General features: G+C 65.7%; 20 protein-coding genes. 9 read left to right on the plus strand and 11 right to left on the minus strand.

The window, feature by feature from the left end; genetic code table 11:
* Nucleotides 1-66 precede the first annotated feature (66 nt).
* On the minus strand, nucleotides 67-1,155 hold the full coding sequence (locus UC35_RS07000; protein WP_061497509.1) for a porin: 1,089 nt from the start codon (nucleotides 1,153-1,155) through the stop codon (nucleotides 67-69).
* Between the two features lie 447 nt (nucleotides 1,156-1,602).
* On the opposite strand from UC35_RS07000, the gene UC35_RS07005 reads away from it, so the two are divergent.
* The gene (locus tag UC35_RS07005; protein ID WP_061497512.1) at nucleotides 1,603-2,517 is read left to right on the plus strand and encodes an N-formylglutamate amidohydrolase; all 915 of its coding nucleotides are present in this window, start codon (nucleotides 1,603-1,605) and stop codon (nucleotides 2,515-2,517) included.
* A gap of 26 nt (nucleotides 2,518-2,543) precedes the next feature.
* Complete coding sequence (locus UC35_RS07010) at nucleotides 2,544-3,338, plus strand: transglutaminase-like domain-containing protein (RefSeq protein WP_061497514.1); 795 nt, start codon at nucleotides 2,544-2,546, stop codon at nucleotides 3,336-3,338.
* 306 nt (nucleotides 3,339-3,644) lie between these two features.
* On the opposite strand, the gene UC35_RS07015 is transcribed toward UC35_RS07010, so the two are convergent.
* The 4 genes from UC35_RS07015 to UC35_RS07030 form a co-directional block, all read right to left on the minus strand.
* Nucleotides 3,645-4,103 carry a cupin domain-containing protein gene (locus tag UC35_RS07015; RefSeq protein WP_082792897.1) on the minus strand — a complete coding sequence of 153 codons (459 nt, stop codon included), beginning with the start codon at nucleotides 4,101-4,103 and terminating at the stop codon, nucleotides 3,645-3,647.
* A 59-nt stretch (nucleotides 4,104-4,162) separates the two neighbouring features.
* Nucleotides 4,163-5,701 carry an MFS transporter gene (locus tag UC35_RS07020; protein WP_061497516.1) on the minus strand — a complete coding sequence of 513 codons (1,539 nt, stop codon included), beginning with the start codon at nucleotides 5,699-5,701 and terminating at the stop codon, nucleotides 4,163-4,165.
* A 64-nt stretch (nucleotides 5,702-5,765) separates the two neighbouring features.
* Entirely contained in the window at nucleotides 5,766-6,440 is a 675-nt protein-coding gene (locus UC35_RS07025; RefSeq protein ID WP_227820486.1) for a VOC family protein, read from the minus strand.
* Between the two features lie 59 nt (nucleotides 6,441-6,499).
* Nucleotides 6,500-6,877 carry a DUF1127 domain-containing protein gene (locus UC35_RS07030; RefSeq protein ID WP_082792899.1) on the minus strand — a complete coding sequence of 126 codons (378 nt, stop codon included), beginning with the start codon at nucleotides 6,875-6,877 and terminating at the stop codon, nucleotides 6,500-6,502.
* A 195-nt stretch (nucleotides 6,878-7,072) separates the two neighbouring features.
* Between UC35_RS07030 and UC35_RS07035 the strand changes: the two genes are divergently transcribed.
* The gene (locus UC35_RS07035) at nucleotides 7,073-11,218 is read left to right on the plus strand and encodes a PAS domain-containing protein (protein WP_145979369.1); all 4,146 of its coding nucleotides are present in this window, start codon (nucleotides 7,073-7,075) and stop codon (nucleotides 11,216-11,218) included.
* A 35-nt stretch (nucleotides 11,219-11,253) separates the two neighbouring features.
* On the opposite strand, the gene UC35_RS07040 is transcribed toward UC35_RS07035, so the two are convergent.
* On the minus strand, nucleotides 11,254-11,622 hold the full coding sequence (locus tag UC35_RS07040; RefSeq protein ID WP_061497524.1) for a response regulator: 369 nt from the start codon (nucleotides 11,620-11,622) through the stop codon (nucleotides 11,254-11,256).
* A gap of 102 nt (nucleotides 11,623-11,724) precedes the next feature.
* Between UC35_RS07040 and UC35_RS07045 the strand changes: the two genes are divergently transcribed.
* The 5 genes from UC35_RS07045 (at nucleotide 11,725) to UC35_RS07065 (ending at nucleotide 15,100) form a co-directional block, all read left to right on the plus strand.
* Complete coding sequence (locus tag UC35_RS07045; RefSeq protein WP_227820487.1) at nucleotides 11,725-12,492, plus strand: response regulator; 768 nt, start codon at nucleotides 11,725-11,727, stop codon at nucleotides 12,490-12,492.
* A 131-nt stretch (nucleotides 12,493-12,623) separates the two neighbouring features.
* A complete protein-coding gene (locus UC35_RS07050; RefSeq protein ID WP_061497528.1) occupies nucleotides 12,624-12,839 on the plus strand; it encodes a hypothetical protein in 216 nt (71 codons plus the stop codon).
* A 38-nt stretch (nucleotides 12,840-12,877) separates the two neighbouring features.
* Nucleotides 12,878-13,324, plus strand: coding sequence for an SRPBCC family protein (locus UC35_RS07055; protein ID WP_061497530.1), 447 nt, complete (start codon nucleotides 12,878-12,880; stop codon nucleotides 13,322-13,324).
* A 31-nt stretch (nucleotides 13,325-13,355) separates the two neighbouring features.
* Complete coding sequence (locus UC35_RS07060; protein ID WP_082792901.1) at nucleotides 13,356-14,309, plus strand: alpha/beta fold hydrolase; 954 nt, start codon at nucleotides 13,356-13,358, stop codon at nucleotides 14,307-14,309.
* Entirely contained in the window at nucleotides 14,306-15,100 is a 795-nt protein-coding gene (locus UC35_RS07065) for an SDR family NAD(P)-dependent oxidoreductase (protein ID WP_082792904.1), read from the plus strand. The genes UC35_RS07060 and UC35_RS07065 overlap by 4 nt, the downstream gene beginning before the upstream one ends.
* Here the strand turns inward: UC35_RS07065 and tsaA are convergent.
* Together tsaA and UC35_RS07075 are read right to left on the minus strand one after the other, a co-directional pair.
* Complete coding sequence (gene tsaA, locus UC35_RS07070) at nucleotides 15,084-15,467, minus strand: tRNA (N6-threonylcarbamoyladenosine(37)-N6)-methyltransferase TrmO (protein ID WP_061497534.1); 384 nt, start codon at nucleotides 15,465-15,467, stop codon at nucleotides 15,084-15,086. The two genes, UC35_RS07065 and tsaA, sit on opposite strands and share 17 nt — an antisense overlap.
* Entirely contained in the window at nucleotides 15,464-16,348 is an 885-nt protein-coding gene (locus tag UC35_RS07075; RefSeq protein WP_061497536.1) for a sigma-70 family RNA polymerase sigma factor, read from the minus strand. Before UC35_RS07075 ends, tsaA begins: the two co-directional genes overlap by 4 nt.
* Nucleotides 16,349-16,454: 106 nt before the next feature.
* Here UC35_RS07075 and UC35_RS07080 point away from each other — a divergent pair, with 106 nt between their 5' ends.
* Nucleotides 16,455-16,814, plus strand: coding sequence for a YciI family protein (locus UC35_RS07080; protein ID WP_061503718.1), 360 nt, complete (start codon nucleotides 16,455-16,457; stop codon nucleotides 16,812-16,814).
* A gap of 5 nt (nucleotides 16,815-16,819) precedes the next feature.
* Here UC35_RS07080 and UC35_RS07085 read toward each other — a convergent pair whose 3' ends face one another.
* From UC35_RS07085 to UC35_RS07095, 3 genes are read right to left on the minus strand one after another with little or no spacing between them, the layout of a single operon-like run.
* Nucleotides 16,820-18,232: an efflux transporter outer membrane subunit gene (locus UC35_RS07085; RefSeq protein WP_082792905.1), complete on the minus strand. Its 1,413-nt coding sequence runs from the start codon at nucleotides 18,230-18,232 to the stop codon at nucleotides 16,820-16,822.
* Nucleotides 18,229-21,444 carry an efflux RND transporter permease subunit gene (locus UC35_RS07090; RefSeq protein WP_082792907.1) on the minus strand — a complete coding sequence of 1,072 codons (3,216 nt, stop codon included), beginning with the start codon at nucleotides 21,442-21,444 and terminating at the stop codon, nucleotides 18,229-18,231. Before UC35_RS07090 ends, UC35_RS07085 begins: the two co-directional genes overlap by 4 nt.
* 29 nt (nucleotides 21,445-21,473) lie before the next feature.
* The gene (locus tag UC35_RS07095) at nucleotides 21,474-22,742 is read right to left on the minus strand and encodes an efflux RND transporter periplasmic adaptor subunit (RefSeq protein ID WP_082792909.1); all 1,269 of its coding nucleotides are present in this window, start codon (nucleotides 22,740-22,742) and stop codon (nucleotides 21,474-21,476) included.
* Between the last annotated feature and the right edge of the window lie 778 nt (nucleotides 22,743-23,520).

Consider the following 23,520-nt stretch of genomic DNA (forward strand, 5'->3'; position numbering starts at 1 on the left):
AGGTCGAGCGGCGCACCTGGGCCACCGAAGCTGGCGACCGGGACCCGTCCCGATCACCAGCGTGGATCAGAAGTTGTGCTGGATGCCCAGGCTCACCGTGCGAAGCGTGTTGTCCACCACCTTGTTGTTGGGGTCCTGCTGGTCATAGATCGCGAAGAGCTGCGTGCGCTTGCTCAGCGGGTACGAGTAGCCGATGGAGAATTTCGTCAATTGGCCGTTGCGATCGGTCTGGACATCGCGCGTGCTGTAGTTGGCGCTGACCTTTCCGATGGGAAGCGGCGCCGACGCCCCGATGTAGCGGATGTCCACCTTGTTGCGTGTCGTGGCTGTGCCGTTGTAGTTGTCCTGGCCGACGATGGCCCAGGCCCGGACCGGTCCGAAGTTGTACCCGGCCACTGCGAGCCACTTGTCCTTGAAACCGTTCGTGGGGATGCCGCCGCGGCGGTCGTCCTTGCCGTAGCCGATGCCCAGGCCCAGCGGCCCTTGGGGCTCATAACTCAGCGACACATCGAACTGCTTGAAGTCGCTTTCGAACCGGATCGGCCCGGTCGCCGATTCGGTGACCCCCTCGCCGTTCATGTAGTAGCGCGCCCGGAAGACCAGATCGGCGAAATAGGGGCTCTGGTAGCCGAACGCGTTCGACACGCGGTTGCGGGCGTTGAGAACCGACGTGCCGACCGCCGTGGCGCCGGCATCGTGGATCACGAACTCGCTGTGCCGTGTCACGAGTGTGTAGATCGGCGAGCCAGTCGGGTTGGCCGAGTCCAGGCGCCCCATCGCGAACGCGCCGAAGCCACCCACCAGTCCGACGTACGAGTTGCGGAAGAAGGGGGTCGTCGGGAGGCCGCTGTCGGCATTGATGCCCATCTCCAGTCCAAACGTGCCCACCAGGCCGCCGCCGAGGTCTTCGGTGCCGCGAAAGCCCAGGCGCGACGCGTTGTCGCGCAACTGCATCTGCGACACCGAACCGTTCTTCGAATAGTCCGCGCTGAGATCGATTCGGCCGTAGATGGTCGCACTTTGACCGACGCGACTCACTTCCTTGGGTGGATCGCCATTGCCGTTCTGTGCAGCGGTGTTGCTCTGGGCTTGGGCAGCCATCGGGGCGCCTGCGCAAGCGGCCAGCGCGACAAGGCTGGTCAGTTTTCTCTTCATTGCTCACTCCTGGTTTGTTTCTGGCGGGTTCGGCGCCACCCATTGGCACGCCAGGACGTTCTTGCGGTTGCCCCTCCAACGCCCGGTATTCCCCCAACCGTCTGGTTCTCCCGAAAAACAATCGCTTGTCTTTCGTATCGCTCCTTGATACACTGTCTCGAACGACAAAACGACTAGACCATAAACGCGGTTGAGCTGTCAAGCGCAATCCGACAAGTCGGCGAGTCGGTCGATGGCGACGCGGCGACGTGGACAAGTGGGCCCGCCTGTGTGGCAGGCCGTGGGTGCAATTGCGTGGGCCCGGTCTGGCTCACGAACCGGAGTGAACGAGATGTCAGAAATCCGAAGGGACAAGCGAACGGGCGAAGAGTCGCGTCGATGCGGGCGCGTGGCGCGAAGGAGCATCACTTGTCAGAGTGCCACCTCAATCAACGCCGCGGCACAAGCATGAACTCCAGGCTCCCCAGGCTTCCACAGAAATCGACCGCCGCCTACTCGCTGTACCCATCGGCCACGGATGACGCGCTTCCCTTGGTCGTGGACTCACCCCACAGCTGCCGCGCAATGCCCCCCGTCATCGGATGCATCGCCCCGGAAACTGCGTTGATGACGGGCGTCGACGCCTACGTCGACGAGCTTTGGTCGTCGGTGCCCTATGTCGGCGGGGAATTGCTCTGCGCGAACTTCCACCGCTGCTTCGTCGACGCCAATCGCAGCGCCCTGGACATCGATCAGGACATGCTGGAAACGCCGTGGCCCACGCTGACCCAGACATCCAATGAGGCCCGGCGCGGCATGGGCCTGATTCGCCGTTTCGCGTTGCCGGGTGTGCCCATGTACGACCGCAAGCTCACCGTGCGCGAGGTGCAGCACCGCATTCATGCCTTTCACACGCCCTACTACGAGCGGCTGAACGCCGCAATGGATGCAGCCGTCGCCCGCTTCGGACAGGCATGGCATATCGACTGTCACTCGATGAAGAGCGTCGGCAACGCCATGAACGCCGACGCCGGCCAGTCGCGGCCCGACCTTGTGATCAGCGATGCCGAGGGGACTTCCTGCGACCCGGCATTCACGCAGTGGGTTGCCGACGTCTGGCAGGCAAAGTGGGGCTACCAGGTCGCTGTCAACCACCCGTACAAGGGCGGCGAGATCATCCGGCGGGTCGGCAAGCCCCTGCAAAACCGGCACAGCGTTCAGATCGAGATCAACCGCGGTATCTACATGAACGAAGCAACGTTCGAGAAGACGGCGAACTTCGACCGGCTTGCCTCCCACATCGACGTCTTCCTGCACGAGCTCCGCGACTACATCCACAGCCGGCTGCAGCCGGAGGGCGCCCAGGTCCCCGGCTACCGCTGACCGACTGACCAGAAAGGGGAAAGCTCATGCTCCTCACCGTCGAAAACAGAAGCAGCGGACCCTGGCGTGCCTTGGACGAGGACAAGCCTGAACGATGGCTGCACGACACCCCGCGGCTGCAGCTTGGCCACCCAAAGCTCCGGATCCAGGTGATGAAGCTCACGCAGCTTCGCAGTACGGCACAGCATATGGCGCTGGCCTGCTTCCACTTCGTCAGGGCGCTGCCGTTCAAGACCCTGCCAGATCCCATGGGCGTCACATCTATCGACGTCCTGACCATGCGTTGGGGGGACAGCCACACCAAGGGGCTGCTGTTCATCGCCATGCTGCGGTGCCTGGGCATCCCGGCCCGGCTTCGATTGGTCCACCTGGGGCCGGCATTTCTGAACGGCCTGCTCGACACCGGCGGTCGCAGCGTCAGCCACGCGCTGAGCGAAGTCTACTTAGAAGGCCGCTGGATGCGCGTCGACGCCTACTGCGTGGACGTGCCATTGGGTCTGGCCGCGCGGGCCCGCCTGCTGCGGGAAGGCCGCAGGATGGGTTTTGGCGTCCACATGAACGGCCAGGTCGCCTGGGACGGGACAGCCGATGCCCTGGGGTCCTTCAACGTTCACGATCCGACCAGCGTGCCCGTAGCCGACCTGGGGCCGTATGACGACACGGCTCAACTGGCGGAACGCGGGCTGTGCCCGCGGATGCACTGGGCTGACCAGGCCAGTTGGAGCATCAGCACCGCCCTTCTGAACCGGCGCATTCGGCTGCTGCGTCAATCGCTGTGGCAGACGCCGCCCAAAGCCCTCGACGAGCCGCTCGTGCACTGAGTTCTCCAAGGCGTCTCATCGACGTCTCGCGTCGCTGTAAGTTCATCGAACAGATACGCGTTCGGCCAGGCGGAACAACCCGCCTGGCAGTTTTTTTGGGAAACACCGACAGGAACAGCTCGGCGACACGATGAACCGGAACGACGAGGCGGCGGTGGAAGCGACGCTGCGCAGCCTTGGGTGCCTGGGCCCGTACGCCGCGCCTTCCTTGTGCCCGATTCCGGGGGGCCGGTTCGTCTGCCGCTTGCTAGCTGCGTCGATGTTGATCGTTCCGAGTCGGCTCTTGGGCGTCCCAACAACATGATGTCATTCGAACAGGTTGTTCAGCGGCGACGTCCCTGTGTCTTCGCACCAGCGCCGATAGTCCGCGATGCGGTCGGCCGTCGTGATGCGTTGTTTCACAATACCGTCGTAGCTGATGTATTCAACGGCCCCCATGACGACGACCATTACCACCAGGGGCTCATCGCCGATGGCTTCCCACCAGTCGACGTTTCCGGCGGGTTCGTGCACGTAGTCGCCGGAAGCAATCACTTCACCGGAGGACAGCCGGCGCTGCCCCCGAAGGTTGTACGCGTGGACCTCGCCCGTGTGGCGGTGCAGCGTGATCTTGACGCCCGGGTCGAGGCGCATCAGTTCCACCCAGCCTCGACCGTTTTTCAGGAAGCGCAGGGGTCGCGACCACTTTCCCGGGCCTTCGGAAATCCAAGGCCCGTCTGATGACAAGGAATGGCCAGTCACGACGGAGTGAAGAGTGTTCATCATGCGGATACTCCGGTATAGAAGATCTCCAAGAACGAGACTGCGTCGATGCAAGACGAACATCAATGTGCTGCAGCTTGATCACGCGCGGCGCGTCGAAGAATGCGCGCCGACAGTACGCTCGCCACGACGACGACGGCCGCTCCGATCCAGGCGTTGAGCTGCAGGGCATTGACGAAAGCTGCTCGCGATGCGTCGATCAAGGCATCGCCGTAGGGGGCGCTCACCGACTGCGCCGCTGCCATGGCGCCGCCGAGCGTCGCCATCGCCTCGGCAGCCGTTTGCGACGGCACACCGTCCGGCATCGAACCGGACAAGGTGGAGCGATAGAGCGCCGTCCCGATGCTGCCGAACACCGCGATCCCGAGAGCGCCGCTGAACTCCGAGGCCGTCTCCGACAGCGCCGATGCCGCACCGGCGCGTGCGGGCGGTGCCGCGGTGATGATCATCTCGTTGCCGATCGTGAACACGGGCGCCATGCCAAGGCTCATCACCACGGTCCCCGCCACCAGGGCCGCGAGCCCGAAGCTCTTGTCGGCCAACGTGAGCAGGCCGAAGCCAACAGCCGACGCCAGCAGTCCCCACGCCAGGACCGACACCGGCGCCAGGTGCCGTGCCAGCCGGGGCGCCAGCAGCGAACCGACTGCGAACGCGAGCGCCCACGGAACGGTCGCCAACCCTGCGTACAAAGGCGAAAGGCCGAGGACGAGCTGCAGGTACTGCGTGATGAAGATGTACACGCCGAACATCGCCAGGCACGACAGGCCATAGGCGGCTATCGCCGCGCTGAAGCGCGCCTGCCGGAACAGCTTCAGGTCCATCAGCGGGTACGGGATGCGCGATTGCCGGCGCACGAAGGCCGCACCGAAAGCCAGCCCGGCGAGCACCAGGACCGCCGGCACCGCCGACACGGTGCCGTGCTCCGCGATCTGCTTGAGACCGTAGATGACAGGCAGCACAGCCGACAGCGACAGCGCCACGCTGGGCAGGTCGAGCCGGCCGGCTTGCGGATCGCGGTACTCGGGCAGCAGCACGGGCCCGACCATCAGCAGCAGAGCCATCACGGGCACGGCGACCAGGAACACCGAACCCCACCAGAAGAACTGCAGCAGCACGCCGCCCACCAGCGGCCCGATCGCACCGCCGACCGAAAAGCTCGCGATCCACACACCGATCGCGAACTGGCGCTCGTGTTCGTCGTGGAACATGTTGCGGATCAAGGACATCGTCGAGGGTGCCAGCGTCGCTCCGGCAATGCCAAGCAGCGCGCGCATCGCGATCAGCATCTCGGCGCTGCGCGAGTAGGCTGCGATGGCAGACGCGGCGCCGAACGCCGCCGCGCCGATCAGCAGCAGCTTGCGACGCCCGATGCGATCCCCCAGCGTGCCCATCGTGATCAGGAATCCAGCCACCAGGAAGCCGTAGATGTCCACGATCCACAGCAGCTGCGAGCTCGTCGGCTTGAGCTCGGCGCTGAGCGCGGGCAACGCCAGGTTGAGGACCGTGAGGTCCATCGAATAGACCAGGCAGGGCAGCGCGATGACGCCCAGGCCGATCCATTCGCGGCGGGTGGCCCGGTGGGCGGATGTCGAGGTCGCCATCGCGGAACGCTTGTCGGACTGTGAGGGCATGGTGGGTCGAGCGCCGCGTTCTCCTGCCACGCAACTAGGCGAACTTGATGGGTTCGCCATTGACGGCCCAGCTCACCCCGAAGCGATCGGTGAGCATGCCGAAAGTCTTGGCCCAGAACGCGGGCGCCAGCGGCATCGTCACCTGGCCGCCCTGCGACAGCGCATCGAAGGCGCTGTGTGCTTGGGCTATGGTGTCGTACTCGATGGCGAGCATCACGCCTTTCACGCCCTCGTACGGTATGCTTGGCGGGGTGTCGCCGGCAAACAGCTTCGCACCGCCGGGCAGCGCCAGGCAAGCATGCATGATGCTGTCGCCGCCAGGTGGCGGACCGTCGCCGCAACCGCTGTCACCTGCGGCCGATCTGGGCATCTCGGCATAGCTCATCATCGTCTCGATCTTGGCACCGAGCGCCTTCTCGTAGAAGGCGAAGGCGTCGCGGGTGTTGCCGCCAAAACTCAAGTAGGGGGTCAGGGTAGTGGGCATGATGTGCGCTCCTGGGGTGAAGGTGGATGGATTCGATGCGCCGACATGGCGATCATGACCATGCACGTCGGCTGGTGTCCGCCGCTGTTTTGCGGAGGCGGCGCTCGCCCCGCCAGACAGCCGAGCATGATCGCGCGTTTCGGCCACGATGATCAGCGCGACAGCCGCGAGGCTGATCACGCTCACGCCGATCCATGCAAGCAAACCGGCGGTCAATGGATCCATGGCTCTCCTCTTTGGAAACGCCAATCGCTGATGCGTGGGCCACTGGCGTGGAGCGGTGTCTAGGCTTGCCAGAAGCGCTTGCCGCTCTCGAACTGCGCTTGCGACCACGACACTCCTATGTCGCGAAGGAGGTAGCCGTCGAGACCGGCCAGCTCGCGGCGCGAGCGCGCACGTTGGCGCCATTGCCTGAGCGTTGCCACGACGCGCTCGATCGGTCCCGTTGCCGCTTCGGGGCGCGACCTGCCGTCGGGCGGCGCTACGAAGTGGAGCACGACGCCGCTGCCGGCACGCAAGATCTCGTCCTTCACGACATCCCCCAAAGGATTGGAACAGGCCTTTATTGCAAGGGGGCCCCATTGCGTGACGGTTTCGCCGCGCTGCCACGCCAATTTCGATTGCAATACGGCAACATGTCCGGGCGCGAGAGCCGAACTCATCGGCGGCGTCTGGACGGAGTTGCGGGTCGCCGCGCGCGCATCAAATTACAGATGTAATGCAAATACCGCCCGTCGAAACGTGAGCGCAACCGCGCCGCGCGGAGAATGCCGAATGCAAGGGCCGCAACGCGCAATCGATGAGACGGGTGCAGACCGTGGTGGCTGCATCGCAAGTGATTCTCTAGAAGCCGTCGCGTGCAGGAGAATTCGCCAAAATTGCCGGCGCCCCGCGAGATGAGCCTTGCCGAGTCGACCGAAACGTTGAAGCCGCGTGGCCGGTCGTGGCAGCTCATCCCCTGGTTCGGCGGCCTGTTCATTGCCGCGATCGCGGCAATGGCAGTGTGGGACGTCGTGCGCGGCTATCACGTCGCGGCCGAGGACACCGATCGCGAGTTGGAGACGCAGGCGCGCGTGATCGCCGAACAGACCGCGCGCAGCTTGCAGGCCGTCGACGTGGTGCTACGCCACGTCGCCACCGAGTACAAGCGCGGCCGCCTCGCCCGGCTGAGCCCCGACGAACTGCACCACTATTTGCGCGAGCTATCGGTCGGTTTGAAGCAGATCGACGGCTTCGGACTGTACGACGCCAACGGCAACGCGGTCGCGCTGTCGTGGGGGCCGTCGGACACGACCATGCGCAGCATCGCCGACCTGCCGGGATTTCACGCAATGCGCGCCGACCCGCAGGCCGAACTGGGCATTGCCAACGTCATGCGCGCCGACGACGGCGTGTGGGCGCTGCCGCTCGGGCGGCGCCTGGAGAAGCCGTCGGGCGAATTCGACGGGTTGGTCGGCGCACGTGGGCTGGTTTCGTACTTCCAGGACTTCTACCGCGACATTCGGGTCAACCCCGGAACGAAGGTGACCCTGCTCCACCGCAACGGGCGCTTGTTCGCACGCTACCCGCCGGTCGAGGGCTCGCTCGGAAAGGCGTACCCGGCGATCAATGCGAGGCTCGCGGCGCGTGGCACCGGCGATGCCGGGCCCTTGCGCGCGCGAAGTCCCATCGACGGCGTCGAGCACTTCGTCGTCGTGCGGGACGTGCCCGACTACCCGCTGGCCGTTGTCGTCTTGCGCGACGTTCAGCCCGCGCTTGCCGAATGGCGCGCCCAGGCAATCGGCACCACACTGCGCACGCTCGCGCTCAGCCTGCTGGCGGCGCTTCTGCTGGCGATTCTTGCGCGCCAGTTGCGCCGGCTCGACGCCGCGCACGAGTCCCTGAAGGATTCGCGCGAGCGTTTCGCGCTCGCCGTGGCCGGTTCCGACGACGGCATCTGGGACTGGGAGCGCGAGAGCGACGCGATCTTCGCATCGCCGCGGGCGCGCGAGCTGTATGGTCTGCCACCCGGGCCCGAGACGACACCACGCAAGGAGTGGCTCGAGCAAGTGCAGGTGCACCCCGACGACGTCGCGCCCCGGCTCGCCGCGATCGAAGCGAACATGGCAGGCAAGACGCCGTTGTACGAGTTCGAGTATCGGGTGCGGCATCAGGACGGCCAGTACCGCTGGTTGCGCGCGCGCGGTCTGTGCGTGCGCGACGCCGGCGGCGTGGCACTGCGCATGGCCGGGTCGGTCAGCGATATCGATACACGCCGGCGCGCCGAAGAGGCGCTGCGCGTGAGCGAGGAGCGTTTCGCGCTTGCCGTCGCCGGCTCGGGCGTCGGAATATGGGACTGGGACCTGCAAGCCGGCCTGGCGTTCGAATCGGCTCGCGCGCGCGAGATCCAGGGCCTGCCGCCCGGACCCGAATTGCAGCCGCTGGACGAACTGGTCGCGTCGCTGCGCGTGCATCCGGGCGACGCGCCGCGGCGCGCCGAGGGAATCCGCGCACACCTCGCGGGCGAAACCCCGGCCCACGAAGTCGACTACCGCGTGCGGCACGACGACGGCCAGTACCGCTGGGTGCGCGTGCGAGCGCTGTGCATCCGCGACGCGCAAGGCCAGCCGTACCGCATGGCCGGCTCGGTGGTCGACATCGACGCGCAGCGCCGCGCCGAGGAGACGTTGCGGTTGTCGGAGGAGCGCTACGCGATTGCAATGACCGGTTCCGACGAGGCCCACTGGGTCTGGAACGTGAAGACCGACGAGTTGTTCTCGTCGCCGCAACTGCACCGGCTGACCGGTATCGACGGCGAGCCCCCGGCGACACGCAGCGAATGGAGAGCGCGCGTGCCGATGCATCCCGACGACCGCGAACGCACGCAGCATGCAGTCGACCTTCACCTCGCCGGGGTGACGCCGCGCCTGAGTGTTGAATACCGCATCATCGATCCGGCCAACGGCGAGGTGCGCTGGATCGACAGCCGCGGCCAGTGCTTCCGGGACGCCGACGGCCGGCCCGACCGCGTGGCAGGCTCGACGCTGGACATCACCGAACGCAAGCGCGCCGAGCAGGCGTTGCGCGAGAGCGAGGAGCGGTTTGCACGCGCGGTCGAAGGCTCCAACGACGGCATCCTCGACTGGGACATCACGAACGACCAGATGTTCGCCTCCGAGCGCGCGATGCGCATCGCCGGTATTGACTCGTTCTTCGCCGTGCGCACGCACGACGAGTGGCTGGCGCTTCTCGACATCCATCCGGACGACAAGCCCACCGTGAGACGGATCTTTCGCCGTCAGCCGAAAGGCGGCCTTGACGCGCAGGAGGCCGACTGCCGGGTGCGCCAGGGCAACGGCAGCTGGCGCTGGGTGCGCATTCGCGGCCGCCACATGGGCGACTCGAACGGTCGGGCGACGCGTTGGTCGGGGTCGATCAGCGACATCGACGCGCACAAGCGCACCGAGCAGGCGCTGCGCGAGTCGCAGGAGCGTTACCAACTGGCGGTCGCCGGCTCGAATGAAGGCATGTGGGACTGGGACATGCGCAACGAGACCTTCTTCTTCTCCGCCCGCGCTCAGGAACTGCTCGGCCTGGAGCCCAGCGAACCGATGCGCCCGTGCGAGGGATGGTGGCGCTTGTTCCACTACCACCCGGACGACGAGAAGCGCGTGCACGAGGGGTTGAAAGCCTACCTTGACGGCAGCAGTGCTGCGCACTGGGAGGTCGAATACCGGCTCCACCACGACAGTTCGGACAGCTGGCGCTGGTTCCGCGAGCGGGGCGTCGCACTGCGGGACGAGCAGGGCCGGCCGTACCGCATGGCCGGTTCGCTCGAAGACGTCACCGTGCGCAAGAACGCCGAGGCCGAGCGCGACCGGCTCGAATCGCAACTGCGCCAGTCGCAGAAGCTCGAGGCGATGGGCACCCTGGCCGGCGGCATCGCGCATGATTTCAACAACATCCTCGCCGCAATCCTCGGTTACGGCGAGATGGTGCAGGGCGAGTGCGCCGAAGGGACGCCGCTGCGGCGGCACATCGATGCCGCGATGAGCGCCGCGTTGCGCGCCAAGTCGCTGGTCGAGAGAATCCTGGCGTTCAGCCGCAGCGGCGTCGGTGAACGCGTGCGGGTCAATGTGCAATCGGTCGTCGACGAAGCGCTGGTGGCAACCGCCGCGTCGCTGCCGCCGCAGGTGCGGCTCGAGTGTGACCTCAGCGCTGGTGATGCTGCGGTGCTCGGCGACGCGACACAGATTCATCAGGTGGTGATGAATCTGTGCGCGAACGCGGTGCAGGCGATGCGTGCGGGCGGAACGCTGGTCGTGACCCTGCACACCAGCCACCTGGCCGAAGCCAGGTGCGTGTCGACCACGCAGCTGGCGGCCGGCGGCTACGTCACGCTCGCGGTGCGCGACACCGGCAGCGGCATCGCGCCGCAGGTTGTCGAGCGCATCTTCGATCCTTTCTTCACTACCAAGGCCGCCGGCACGGGCACAGGGCTGGGGTTGTCGCTGGTGCATGGCATCGTGGCGGACCTGGGCGGCGGTGTCGATGTCCATAGCCGAGTCGGCGCCGGCAGCACGTTCACCGTCTATCTGCCGTGGAAGGGCAGCGCGCAGGCGACCGAGGCACGAAACGAACCGATCGCCGGCGGCACCGGCGAGACGATCCTGCTGATCGACGACGAGGAAGCGCTGGTACGGCTGGGCGAGGAGATGATGGCCGAGCTTGGCTACGAGCCGGTGGGCTTCGCATCAGGCGCCGCGGCGCTGGAGACCTTCCGCGATTCGCCGCAACGTTTCGACGCGGTGTTGTCCGACGAAGCGATGCCCGGGATGACAGGCTCCGAACTGGCGCGTGAGATCCACCGCATCCGGCCCGACATCCCGATCGTGCTGATGAGCGGCTACGTGACGCCGGCGCTGATTGACCGCGCGCGCCAGATCGGCATCAAGGATGTGCTGGCCAAGCCGCTGGCAGCACGCGACATCGCGCGCAGCCTGGCCGATGCATTGCACGACTGAGCCATTCGTCGGCGCTACCCGGTGGGGGCTTACCCTCATGATGATGCCGCGCGCGCCAGATGATGCACCGCTTCGATCAGTGCCGCACGCTCGATCGGCTTGGGCAGCACGCCGGCGACGCCCAGGGCGGCCGCACAAGGGCCGCAGCAGCCGACACTGGCGAAGACCGTGGGCGAGACGACGACGATCGGCACCCCGGGGTAGCGGCGCTTTGCTTCGGCCAGTGGCTGCAGCCCACCCTCGCGCAGAAATGCCAGCTCGAGCACGATCAGCGACAACGGCGCAGCCGCGTCGGCCGACGAGGTATCGACGACCTGCCAGCCCTCACCGTTCAACCACTCGACAAACAGCGAGCGGGTTGCCCGGTCGGTTACGAGCACCAGCACGTTGCGCGCATCCGGCATCGCGTCCCTTCGGTCGGTGGCCGTTTGTTGAGAATGGGATCATTGTGCCCGCCGTCGCATGCCGAAACGAATCGCCGGCATTACGTTTGAAATCGCGCTAGCATGGCAGTCTCGCAGGTAGCATTTGTTATGCCAGCCGTTTCGCATTGGCAGCCGCACATCGTTGCGCTCGACGACGATCCCGCTGTGCGCGAACTCCTGGCCGAATACCTGTCCGAAAACGACCTGCGGGTGACGACGCTGGCCAGCGGGCGTGAACTCGACGCGACCCTCGCACGCGACCCCATCGACCTGCTCGTACTCGATCTCAAGCTGGCCGGCGAGGACGGCATGCAGATCGCGCGGCGCCTGCGCGACAGCACCTCGTCGCTCCCGATCCTGATGCTCACCGGTCGCTCCGAAGAGGCCGACCGCGTGATGGGGCTGGAACTCGGCGCCGATGACTACCTGACCAAGCCCTTCAGTCCGCGCGAACTGCTGGCGCGGGTGCGCGCCTTGCTGCGCCGCGCCGGCGCGCAGGCCACGGTGGCCGACGCTATCGCGCGCGTGCGCTGCTACCGCTTCGGGAACTGGGAACTCAACATCGGGCTGCGCAGGCTGAAGGCGATCGATGGCTCAATCGTTGAGTTGACGAACGGCGAGTTCAGTTTGCTGACCGCATTCCTGTCTGCACCCCAGCGGGTGCTTACCCGCGATCAGTTGCTCGAACTCTCACGCCTGCACAACGCCGAGGTGTACGACCGCTCGATCGACGTGCAGATCCTGCGACTGCGGCGCAAGATCGAGCCGGACCCTGCGAAGCCCACGTACATCAAGACCGAGCGCGGCGCCGGGTACCTGTTCGACGCCGACGTACAGGCCGTGCGCTGAAACCACGCCGCCACAGACGTGGCTGGAACGCGGCGCGGTTGCACCTGAAATCCCCGCGCCGCCGCTTGAAACACCGGCGTCATGGCTCCCCGTGACGATGCCCAGAACGGCATTCAGCAAGGGGAGTCCAGATGGACCGGCAATTCGACAAGCGGCGGACGCGGCTCGAGCCAGGCGAATTCCTGCACATCGGTGGCGGCTACGGTCAGCTCGCGCATGGTTCGCGCCGCGAGCTCTTGAACCAGTTCCGCCTGTCCCATCCGGCGCAACGCGTGGCCAGCGCCGTCTGTGCCGTCATCGTCTCCGCCGCGCTCGCAGCGTTCATCGACGGCCTCGCGCGGAGCTAGCCGATCGACACACTGTACCGGCGAAAGGACCGTCCCTCATGACTACCGGCACCGTTCGTCTTCATCGGGTGCTTCGTTCGCTCCCCGAGCGCGTCTACCGCGCATTCCTGGACGCGGATGCCATGGCCAAGTGGCTGCCGCCGTTTGGATTCACTTGCAAGGTTCATCACATCGACGCGCGAGTCGGCGGAACTTACAAGATGTCGTTCACGAACTTCTCTACCGGAAATAGGCACTCGTTCGGCGGCGAGTATCGCGAGTTGGTTCCGAATGAGCGAATTGGCTACACCGATAGCTTTGACGATCCAAACCTCCCCGGAGAAATGCGAACAACCATTTCGTTGCGGCAGGTTTCGTGCAACACCGAGCTGGCCATCGTTCAGGAGGAAATTCCGGAGGTCATTCCAGTGGAGACGTGCTATCTGGGCTGGCAGCAGTCACTCGAGCAACTGGCCAAGCTCGTCGAGTCCAAGATCTCTAGCTGATCGTGGCGGCGGGACATCCCATCCGGAGGGAATGATGGATTACCGAGAGAGCTTTGTACGTCGGGACCAACATCGAATCCACGTCCGCGAGTACCCGGGACAGGAGCCGACGATCATCTTGATGCATGGGTTCCCGGACAATCTGCATCTCTACGACCGCCTGTATTCCTATCTTTCGCCACCTCGTCGAGTCATTGCCTTCGACTTCCTGGGGTGGGGTGCTTCGGACAAACCCCTTGGCTTTGCGTACACCGCGACGAGTCAGGTCGACGACCTTGATGCCGTCATCGCCCAACTTCGCCTTCAGCAAGTCATCCTTGTCGCGCACGATGCTTCGGGGCCGCCTGCGATCGACTGGGCTCTTGCCAACGCCGATCGCGTAGCGGGGCTGGTGCTGTTGAACACCTATTACTGTGCAATGCCGACGCTTCGCCCGCCGGAAGCCATTTGGCTGTTTTCGACGCCGGTGGTCAGGAACATCGCGCGGCCCATGTCGCAGATGTTTGGTCACTGGATCTTCCGTCGCATGTATCGGTGGCAGGTTGGGAGATTCTTCAGGGACGCGGAAGTCAGGGACAAATTCGTGCCACTGCTTTACCGACAGTTCGATGCCACGCCAAGCGCCCGTCCGGCCTTCTTTCGTTTGAACGAAGACTTGTTGCGCACTGTCAGGTCGGGAACTAAGCAGGTTCCGAAGCTCAGGGAGTTCGGACGGCCGGTCCGGATCATCTTTGGCGACGCGGATCCGTACTTGAACAAAGGTGTCGCACAGCGTTTCCATGAGTTGTTTCCGGCATCTGAGCTGTTTCTTGTTCCAGGTGCAGGGCACTTTGTCCAGATGGATGAGCCTGCGCAGGTTGCGCAATTGATTCTTGCGATGCCACGTGCAGGCGGGATGCGCGCAGTGCCGTCCGACAAGCTGCTTCCAGCGACGCGCAATGAAACGCGTGGGTCGCTCGTCGATCGACTCGGGGAGGCACCATGAATACTGCGCTGATCACCGGGGCATCATCCGGTATCGGGCTGGCACTTGCTCGTGAGCTTGCCGCTCACGGCCATGCCCTCGTATTGGTCGCGCGGGATCGCGAGAAACTCGACCTTGCGGCCAAGCAATTGGAGCTCCAGTACGGCGTGCAAGTCAGTGTCTACACAAAGGACTTGTCAGAGCCGGGCGCCGCGGAACAACTTTGGGCAGACGTGTCAGGTCGGCACGCCGTCGACGTCCTGATCAACAACGCTGGCGTCGGTCTATACGGAGACTTTCATGAGCAGCCGGTGGATGAGCTGACGCGAATGCAGACGCTCAACGTCGTGGCCCTCACTACCTTGACCCGGCTCGTGCTGCCGGGTCTCGTCGCCCGCGGGCGCGGCCGGATCCTGAACGTGGCGTCGATCGTGGGCTATCAGCCCGGAGGTCCGGGGATGGCTGTGTACTACGCCACCAAGGCCTACGTCCTGTCCTTCACCAAAGGCCTTGCCAAGGAGCTCTCTGGAACCGGGGTCTCGGTCACGGCGCTTTGCCCCGGCGTGACGGTTTCCGCTTTCGAAGAAAGGGCCGGGGCGAGCCAAACGTATCTCTATCGATTTGTGCCGCAAACAAAGCCCGACTCGGTGGCGAAGGCTGGGTACCGCGCGCTGATGAAAGGGCGTCTGACGGTTATTCCGGGGTTCACCGCGAAGTTGTTCGCTTTCTCCGGCGAACTTCCGCCTCGCGCCATCGCGCTGTTCGTCAATCGATGGTTGTTGAGGCGGGGGAAGGTCATGCCGGCCGCTTGATGTCGACCACCGGGGTGCCGTCCACCGCCTCGATAGGGCCCACGCGCAGGCGCGTGCCGGATATCTCGCGCAGACTCACGCGATGCAAACCCAGCGGATTTGGCCGGTCCTGGGAGCGCGTCGCGAAGACGCCGGTCAGCGGATTGCGCGGATCGTCGCGCGGATGGACATCGAGCGTGTTGCGATCGGCGAGGTGCAGCCACGTGATGATGACAATCTCGTCTCCGGCTTTCAATCCGGCGAGGGCTCGCGCGAAGGGCGCATTGACTTCGACCCACGCATCCGGCGCACCCTCGGAGCCTTGCTTCGGCGCGGCAGCGACGTCGCGCAGCGACGATTGAATCCAGCCAATCGATTGGAGCTTCATGGCAGCGCGGCGAGGTCGAGCCCGCCGAGGCGCGCGGGATCCGAGATGATTTCGGCCGCCCGGATTCGTCCTTCGGCGTCGAATTCGAAGACGAGCACGCGCTGCAACCGTCCTCGTGGCGCCAGAATGAGGCCGACGGCGCTGTTGATGAGCGCCGGCCGCATGAAGCGCGCTGCCTGGGCGTAGGCGATTGCACCCTTCGCCCAGTTGCGCGCCCCGCGGACTTCGACGGGTGCGCCCGGGCGGCCAGCCGCCTCGACGCGGAACACCACGTCGGGGTCGAGGATCGCCACCAGGCCTTCGAAGTCGCCCGCACGCAGCGCTTTGATGAATGTGTCGACAAGCTCGCGCTCGCGCCCGATTCTGGCCGAGTCGGATGCTTGCACGCCGCGGACGCGCCGCCGCGCGCGGCTCGCGAGCTGCCGCGCCGCGGTCGGCGTACGGCCGACGATCGCGGCAATCTCCTCGAACGGCAAGTCGAACATGTCGTGCAGCACGAAGGCGAGCCGCTCGGCGGGTTCGAGCATCTCGAGGACCACGAGCAGCGCGAGCCCCACCGAATCGGCGAGCTGCGCTTCCTCCTCGGGATCCGCGGCAGGCTCGATCGCCGCAGCGCTTACGGCAGGAGTCTCGTCGAGCGATATCTCGCCGCGCGCCTTGCGCGAGCGCAGCATGTCGAGGCACACGCGCGAGACCACCGTCGTGAGCCAGCCGCCGAGGTTGTCGATGTCGTTGGCTTCGGAGCGTGCGAGCTTCAGCCAGGCTTCCTGCACCGCGTCCTCGGCCTCGCCGAGCGAGCCCAGCATCCGGTAGGCCACACGCCGCAGGTGTCCGCGATGGGCCTCGAACCGCTGCGCCAGCCAGTCGTTACCGTTGTTCATTGAGATATGACGAATCAGAGGCGGGAAACGTGACCGGTCACAGTTTGCCTCGCCGGCACGTCATGCGGGGGAGGCCCATCCCGGGCCGATTTCCGAGGAGATGAAGATGCAATTCGTGCTGCTGATCTATCAAGGGACGACTCCTCTGCCGGGAACCGATCGTTGGAACGCGCTTCCCGAGGAAGAGCAAAGGCGCGTTTATGCGGAGTACGGCCAACTCAACAAGGCGCCCGGCGTCACACCCGGCCTTCCGCTCGGATTGCCGAAGGACGCGAAGACCGTGCGCGCGACGAACGGGAGCGCGCAGGTCAGCGACGGGCCCTACGTCGATGAGCGTGGCGCCGTGGGCGGTTATTTCCTCCTGGAGGCCGACGACCTCACCGCGGCCGTCAAACTCGCTTCGCGGATTCCGGCGGCGCGTCTTGGAGGCGCGATCGAGGTGCGGCCGGTGGCGCAGTACTGGTAGGCAGCCTAACGCAACGACGAAACCTGCCATCCACCACCTAACGCGCGAAACACATTGGCCTGTGCCTCGGTCAGGGCGCGGGTCGCATCGGCACTCTGCGCCAGGGCGGTCAGCGCCAGCCGGTCGGCGTTGATCACGTCGAGCCGGCTCAATTGGCCGCCGTCATACCGGACGCGGGTGAGGTCGGCGGCGCGCGCCAATGCCTGCGAGCGCAGCTGCGCGCTCTGCAGCGAGACGTTGGCCTCGCCGTAGGCACCGAGCGCATCCCGCGTTTCCTTGAAGGCTGTCGCAACGCTTTCGCGGTAGTCCAGCTCCACCTGCCGGCGGCGCGCCTGCGTGGCGTCGTATTGCGCGCCAATGCGCCCGCCGTCCCAGATCGGCTGCGTCAGCCCGGCAAAGATGCTCCAGGCCAGCGAGCGCCCATCGAAAAGGTTGGACAGTTCCGTGCTCTCGAAGCCGTAGGCGGCGGTCAGCGTGATGCCGGGAAAATACGCCGCGCGCGCTGCGTCGACGCGCGCACCGGCTGCGCGCAGCCGCGCTTCAGCGGCCTGCACATCGGGCCTGCGAAGCAGCAGGTCGGACGGCAAACCTTCGGGGACGCCGCCGGCGCGCAGTGTTGGCGTCTCGCTGCGCACGACGCCTTGCTCGATCAGGTCTTTCGGCGAACGGCCGAGCACCAGCGCCAACGCGCGCTCGGCCTCGCCACGTGCGCGGTCGAGCTTGGGCAGCCGTGATTCGTTGTCGATCAGCTCGGCGTCCAGCTGCTGGATGTCGAGCTCGGAGATGTCTCCGGCGCTGAAGCGCAGGCGCTGCAGGCTCAGGCTGTCGCGTTGCGCCTGCACTGCCTGGCCGTACAGCACTAGCTGCGCGTCGAGCGACTGCAGCGTGGCATACGACTGCACCACCTGCGCCGCCAAGGCTGTGCGCAGTGTGTCGCGCGCGTACTCGCTGGCCAGCAGTTCGTCACGCGCCGCCGCGCTCAAGTTGGCTGCGCGCGACCACAGGTCGACCTCATAGGCCACGCTCAGGTTGGCGCGAAAATCGTTGAAGGTCAACTGATTGCCGCCGATCGTCAGCGGTGCGTTCTCGCCGAAGCGCTGCCGGCTGCCCGACACATTGGCATCGACTCTGGGCAGCTGGTTGGCCTTTGCCAAGCGCAGCACGGCGCGTGACTCGTCGATGCGCGCCATCGCGCGGGCCAGGTCGCGGTTGTTGGTCAGCGCCTCGGCCACCAAGGCATCGAGCCGCACGTCGTTGAAGCTCTTCCACCACTCGATAGGGACGTCGGGCACCAACGCCGCGACTACGGGTAGCTCGAGCTGCGGCGTCTCGTGGCGCGCGTCCGGCGGCACGGCGCACCCGGCCACCACAGTCGCCGCAAACGCGACAGCGCGGGTCGTGACGTGACGGGGCTTCACGCCAGCTCCCCGCCCGCGCCAGGCTGTTCGTGATGCGGATGACGGTGCGACCCGGGCGGGCTGCGGTGCGGGTGCGCCTGATGCGCCTCGGCCTCGGCCTGGATCTCTTCGGTGCTGCGCTGTTCGCGCAGCCGGCGCGCCGTGATGATCCTGAAGAACATCGGCACGAAGAAGATCGCCAGGAAGGTGGCGGCGAGCATGCCGCCCATCACGCCCGTGCCGACCGAGCGCCGCGCACCAGCGCCCGCGCCAGTGGAGAATGCCAGCGGCAGCACACCGAGGATGAACGCCAGCGAGGTCATGATGATCGGCCGGAAGCGCAGCCGCGCCGCCTCGAGCGCCCCTGCCGACGCGCTCATTCCCTCGTGGACTTTGTGCGATGCGTACTGGACGATCAGGATCGCGTTCTTTGCCGCGAGGCCCAGCAGCGTGACCAGGCCGATCTGGAAGTACACGTCATTGCTCATGCCGCGCAGCCACACCGCCGCCAGCGCGCCGAACGTGCCGAACGGCAGCGCGAGCATCACGGATAGCGGCAGCGACCACTTCTCGTACTGCGCCGACAGGATCAGGAACACCATCAGGGCGCCCAGCAGCAGCGCCAGGCCCGAAGTGCCCGACGCGCGTTTCTCCTGATACGAAGCGCCGCCCCAGTCGAACCCGAAGTCCGGGGGCAGCACTTCCCGCGCGATGCGTTCCACCTCGGCGATCGCCTGGCCGGAGCTGACGCCCGGCGCCCCCTGGCCGATCAGCTTCACCGCGGGCTGGTTGTTGAAACGATCGAGCATCTCCGGCCCCGCAGAGTACTTCACGGTGGCCAGCGCCGACACCGGCACCATCTCGCCCGAGCCAGCACGCACCCACATGCGGCCGATGTCATCGGGGCGCTTGCGAAAGCCGCTTTCGGCCGACATCAACACCTGCCAGGTGCGCCCATATTTGTTGAAGTCGTTCACGTAATAGCTGCCAAGCGTTGCCGACAGCGTATTGAACAGCTCGTCCACCGGAACGCCGAGCGCCTTGGCGCGTTCGCGGTCGACTTCGACATGCAGTTGCGGCACCGTGGCGCGCCACAAGGTCTGGGCGCCACCTGCGAGCAGTTTGCTCTGCGCGAGCGCGCCCTGGAGTTGCTGCGACACTTCCGCCAGGCGCTTGGCACCGCCCTCGCCGCGCTGCTGCAGGTAGAACTCGAAGCCGCCCGCGGTGCCAAGGCCGAAGATCGGCGGCGGGTTGAAAGCCAGCACCAGTGCCTCCTTGGTGTCCGCCGTCTTCATGAAGACCTCGCCCACCAGTGCCGGCACCGGCTGTGTGCGTTCGTCCCAGTGCTTTTGGGTGACGAAGATCGTCGCCGCGTTGTTGCGGTACCCGCCGCCGAGGAAGTCGAAGCCGGTGAAGGCGATGACGTCCTGATTGGCAGTGTTGGACTTGATGATCTCGCTGACCTGGCGCACCACTTTGTCGGTGCGCTCGAGAGATGCGCCGTCGGGCAGGATCACGGCCGAGAAGAACCACCCCTGGTCCTCGTCGGGCACCAGGGACCCTGGCGTGGTGCGCCACAAGCCAGCCGCCAGCACCACCATGCCGGCGAACAGCGCCAGCCCGATGCCGGCGCGCCGCACCATGAAGCCGACGCCGCCAACGTAGCGCTGGGTGACACGCGCGAAGAAGCGGTTGAATGCCTGGAACAAGCGCCCCGGGTTCTTGTGCTCGTGCTTCAGGATCAGCACGCACAGGCTCGGCGTGAGGCTGAGCGCGATGATGCCCGAGATGACCACCGACATCGAGATCGTCACCGCGAACTGCCGGTACAGCTCACCCGACAGGCCGCCCAGGAAGGCGATCGGCACGAACACCGCGCACAGCACAAGCACGATTGCAACGACCGGGCCCGAGACCTCGCGCATCGCCTTCAGCGCCGCCTCGCGCGCGCTCAACCTCTCCTCGTGCATGATGCGTTCGACGTTCTCCAGCACGACGATGGCGTCATCGACCACGATGCCGATCGACAGCACCATGCCGAACAGTGTCAGCGTGTTGATCGAGTAGCCCATCACAAGCAACCCGGCCAGCGTGCCGATCAGCGACACCGGTACCGCCACCACCGGGATGAACGTGGCACGCCAGTTCTGCAGGAACAGGTACACGACCAGGACGACGAGGATCATCGCCTCAGCCAGCGTGATGACCACTTCCTTGATCGACACTTTCACGAAGCGTGTGGTGTCGTACACCACCGACTGAACGATGCCTTTGGGGAAGCTCTTGCTCAAACCCTCGACCGTGCGCTGGACCTCCTTGCCGACCTCGAGCGCATTGGCGCCTGGCTGCAGGAAGATGCCCACCAGCGTGGCGGATCTGCCATTGACGCGCCCGATGAAGTCGTAGTCTTTCGAGCCGAGCTCGACGCGGCCCACGTCTTTCAGGCGCAGCGTGCTGCCGTCAGGGTTGGCCCGCAAGATGATCTCTTCGAACTGCCTGGGGTCCGCCAGCCGCCCCTGCGTGGTGATCGTGTAGACCATCTCCTGCGCGCCGCCGGTGGGCGCCTGGCCCACCTTGCCGGCGGCGAACTGCGCGTTCTGCTCGTTGATCGCACGCGCGATATCGCCTGTGGTCAGGCGCAGCTGCGCCAGCCGGTCTGGCCGCAGCCAGATGCGCATCGCGTAGTCCTTGGCGCCGAAGATCTGCACGTTGGTCGTCCCCGGCACACGCTTCAGCGCGTCGAGCACGTTGAGCGTCACGTAGTTGCTGATCGTCAGGTCGTCCTTGCTCCCGTCGTCGGAATAGAAGGCCAACACCTGCAGGAACGACGACGAACCCTTCTCGACCGTGACGCCCTGCCGGCGCACCTCTGGCGGCAGCTTGGTCTCGGCCTGTTTGACCCGGTTGTTCACGACCTGGGCCGCCTGGTCGGCATTGCTGGCGATGTCGAACGTGACCTGGATCTGCACCACGCCATTGCTGGTGGACGTGGAGCTCATGTAGATCATGTGCTCCACGCCGTTGATGGCGTTTTCGAGCGGCGCGGCCACCGTCTGCTCTATCACCTCGGCGCTCGCGCCGGGGTAGATGGCGCTGACGGTGACCACTGGAGGCGCGATCTCGGGGTATTGCGCGATCGGCAGCGAACGGATTGCCGACAGGCCAGCGATGACGATGAAGAGCGCCAACACAGCCGCGAAAATCGGCCGGTCGATGAAGAAACGCGAGAACATGCGCGGTCCCTTGACGGTTCAGTTGGGTCCTACTTGGAGGACTGGGTGGCCGGCGCAGGTGCCGGCGCACCACCTGCAGCCGCGTTCGCGCCGCCCGCGTGAGCCTGCGCGATCTGAATCGGCGCACCGGGGAAGAAGATGCGCGCCATGCCGTCGACGATCACCTGGTCGCCCTCGGAGAGCCCGGAGTTGATGATCCAGTCGCCGCCGATCTGGTCACCCACCTGCACCGGCTTGGGTTCAGCCTTGCCATCGACCGCCACATAGACGAACTTGCCCTGCGGCCCCTCGAGCACCGTGCGCGTGGGCACCATCAACGCCCTGGGCTTGGTGGCGCCGGTCAGGCGCACCCGCACGAACTGGCCGGGCTTGAGCACGCCGTCCGGGTTGGGCACCTCGGCCTCCGCCTCTACCGTGCCGGTGACGCCCGACACCCGCGTGTCGGAGAACAGCAGCTTCCCCTTGCGCGGGTACACACTGCCGTCCGCGAGCTTGATTTCGACAGTGAACGCTTCGTGCGGCGGCAGTTGCAGCTGGCCCGCGGCCACTTCGCCGCGCCATTTCATCTGATCGGTGTCGGCGATGCCGAAGCGTACTTTTATCGGGTCGGTCTGCGTCAGCGTTGTCAGCAGCGTGCCTGGGCCGGCCACCAGCGTTCCCTCGCTCACCTGTGAGCGGCCCGCGGCGCCGGAGACCGGTGCCTCGACCTTGGTGTAGCCCAGGTTCAACGCGGCCTCGGCGCGGCGCGCCTGCGCGCCCTTGAGTTCTGCGCGCGTCACCTGCTCGGCCGATGCCGCATCGTCGTATTCGCGCCGGCTCACCGCGTGCGCCTCCCACTGCGGCTTCAGGCGATTCAAGGTGCGCGTGGTCTGCGCAAGCCTGGCTTCGGCGGCGGCCACTTCGGCGTCTGCGCGATTGAACGCGGCCTGGAACGGCGCCGCGTCCAGGCTGTACAGGGACTGGCCTTTCTTGACGCTGCCGCCCTCGGTGAAGTTGCGCGTCAGCAGGATGCCCGCGACTCGCGCACGCACTTCCACGTCGCGCGAGCCGGCCGTCTGGCCCACGTATTCGTAGTTCATCGCCAGGTTGGTGGCAACCAGCGACGTCACAGCCACCGGCGCGGGCGGCGGTCCGCCCGCGCCGGGGGGGCCCTGCGCGTGCGAAGCGCTGGGTTCGCAGGCGACCAGCGTGATGGACGCGGCGATGAGGCTCGCCAGTACGATCGCCGCGTGCAGCAATGCCGCGCGGACCGTACTCGCCTTCCAGCGAGATGTTGGTTGTCTAACGGGTGCGGGCATGTGGTTGGCGCCTTCCAGATGGTGTTCGGGGGCGAACAGGCTGCGAGCCACCGGCAGGCGTTGACCGCTGACGTACGGCAGGTTTGTCCTTCGCTCGCCACAGCTTCAATTCGACCGGTTGCCCGATCGTTGCAGCGGCGGCCGGTATTCATTTCAGATGAAATCCGACCGACCTCGCGCGCGTCCCGCTCGGTTCGTCCGCAGCGTGTCAGGCGGTGTCCATCGTCCGGGTGGATGCCGCTGAATCGCTGGATCAATCCACCTTGCGGACAACAACTGTCATCAATATGTCATGCAGAAGACGCAGTATTCAGCGTCTTCGCTGCTTCAAGACATCGAGCCTTAACCCAGCAATGGGGCACTGTGCCAGAGCCCTTGATGCAAGTAACCCCTGTTCAAGAACTCCTCCGCGCACGGCCACTAGCGAGTTTGGCATTGGCTGCTCGAAGCGCGCTATGGTCTCTGCAGCGGGCCGTACTGATATTGCAGCTATCACTCGAGCGGGACCGTGAGATGCTTCTGTCCGGCTGGGTGCAAGTGCTCCCGGGAAGGCAGACGCGCCGAGAACTCTTTCTCGCACACGTCTGGCTCTATGGAGTCCCCATATGGGAGTTCGAGTTCAGACGCCGCGATCTGCGGCAAGACATTGGAATGATCGATGCGGAGATCGTTTTCCTCGAAGATTCGCCGCGTCCAATCATGGCTCGCACTCCCATCGGGCTGATCACCCCTTTGACAGAGCCTCGCCTCATTGATCACACGCTATAGGCCATGCGGC

This window comes from Ramlibacter tataouinensis, assembly GCF_001580455.1.
Lineage (GTDB): Bacteria > Pseudomonadota > Gammaproteobacteria > Burkholderiales > Burkholderiaceae_C > Ramlibacter > Ramlibacter tataouinensis_B.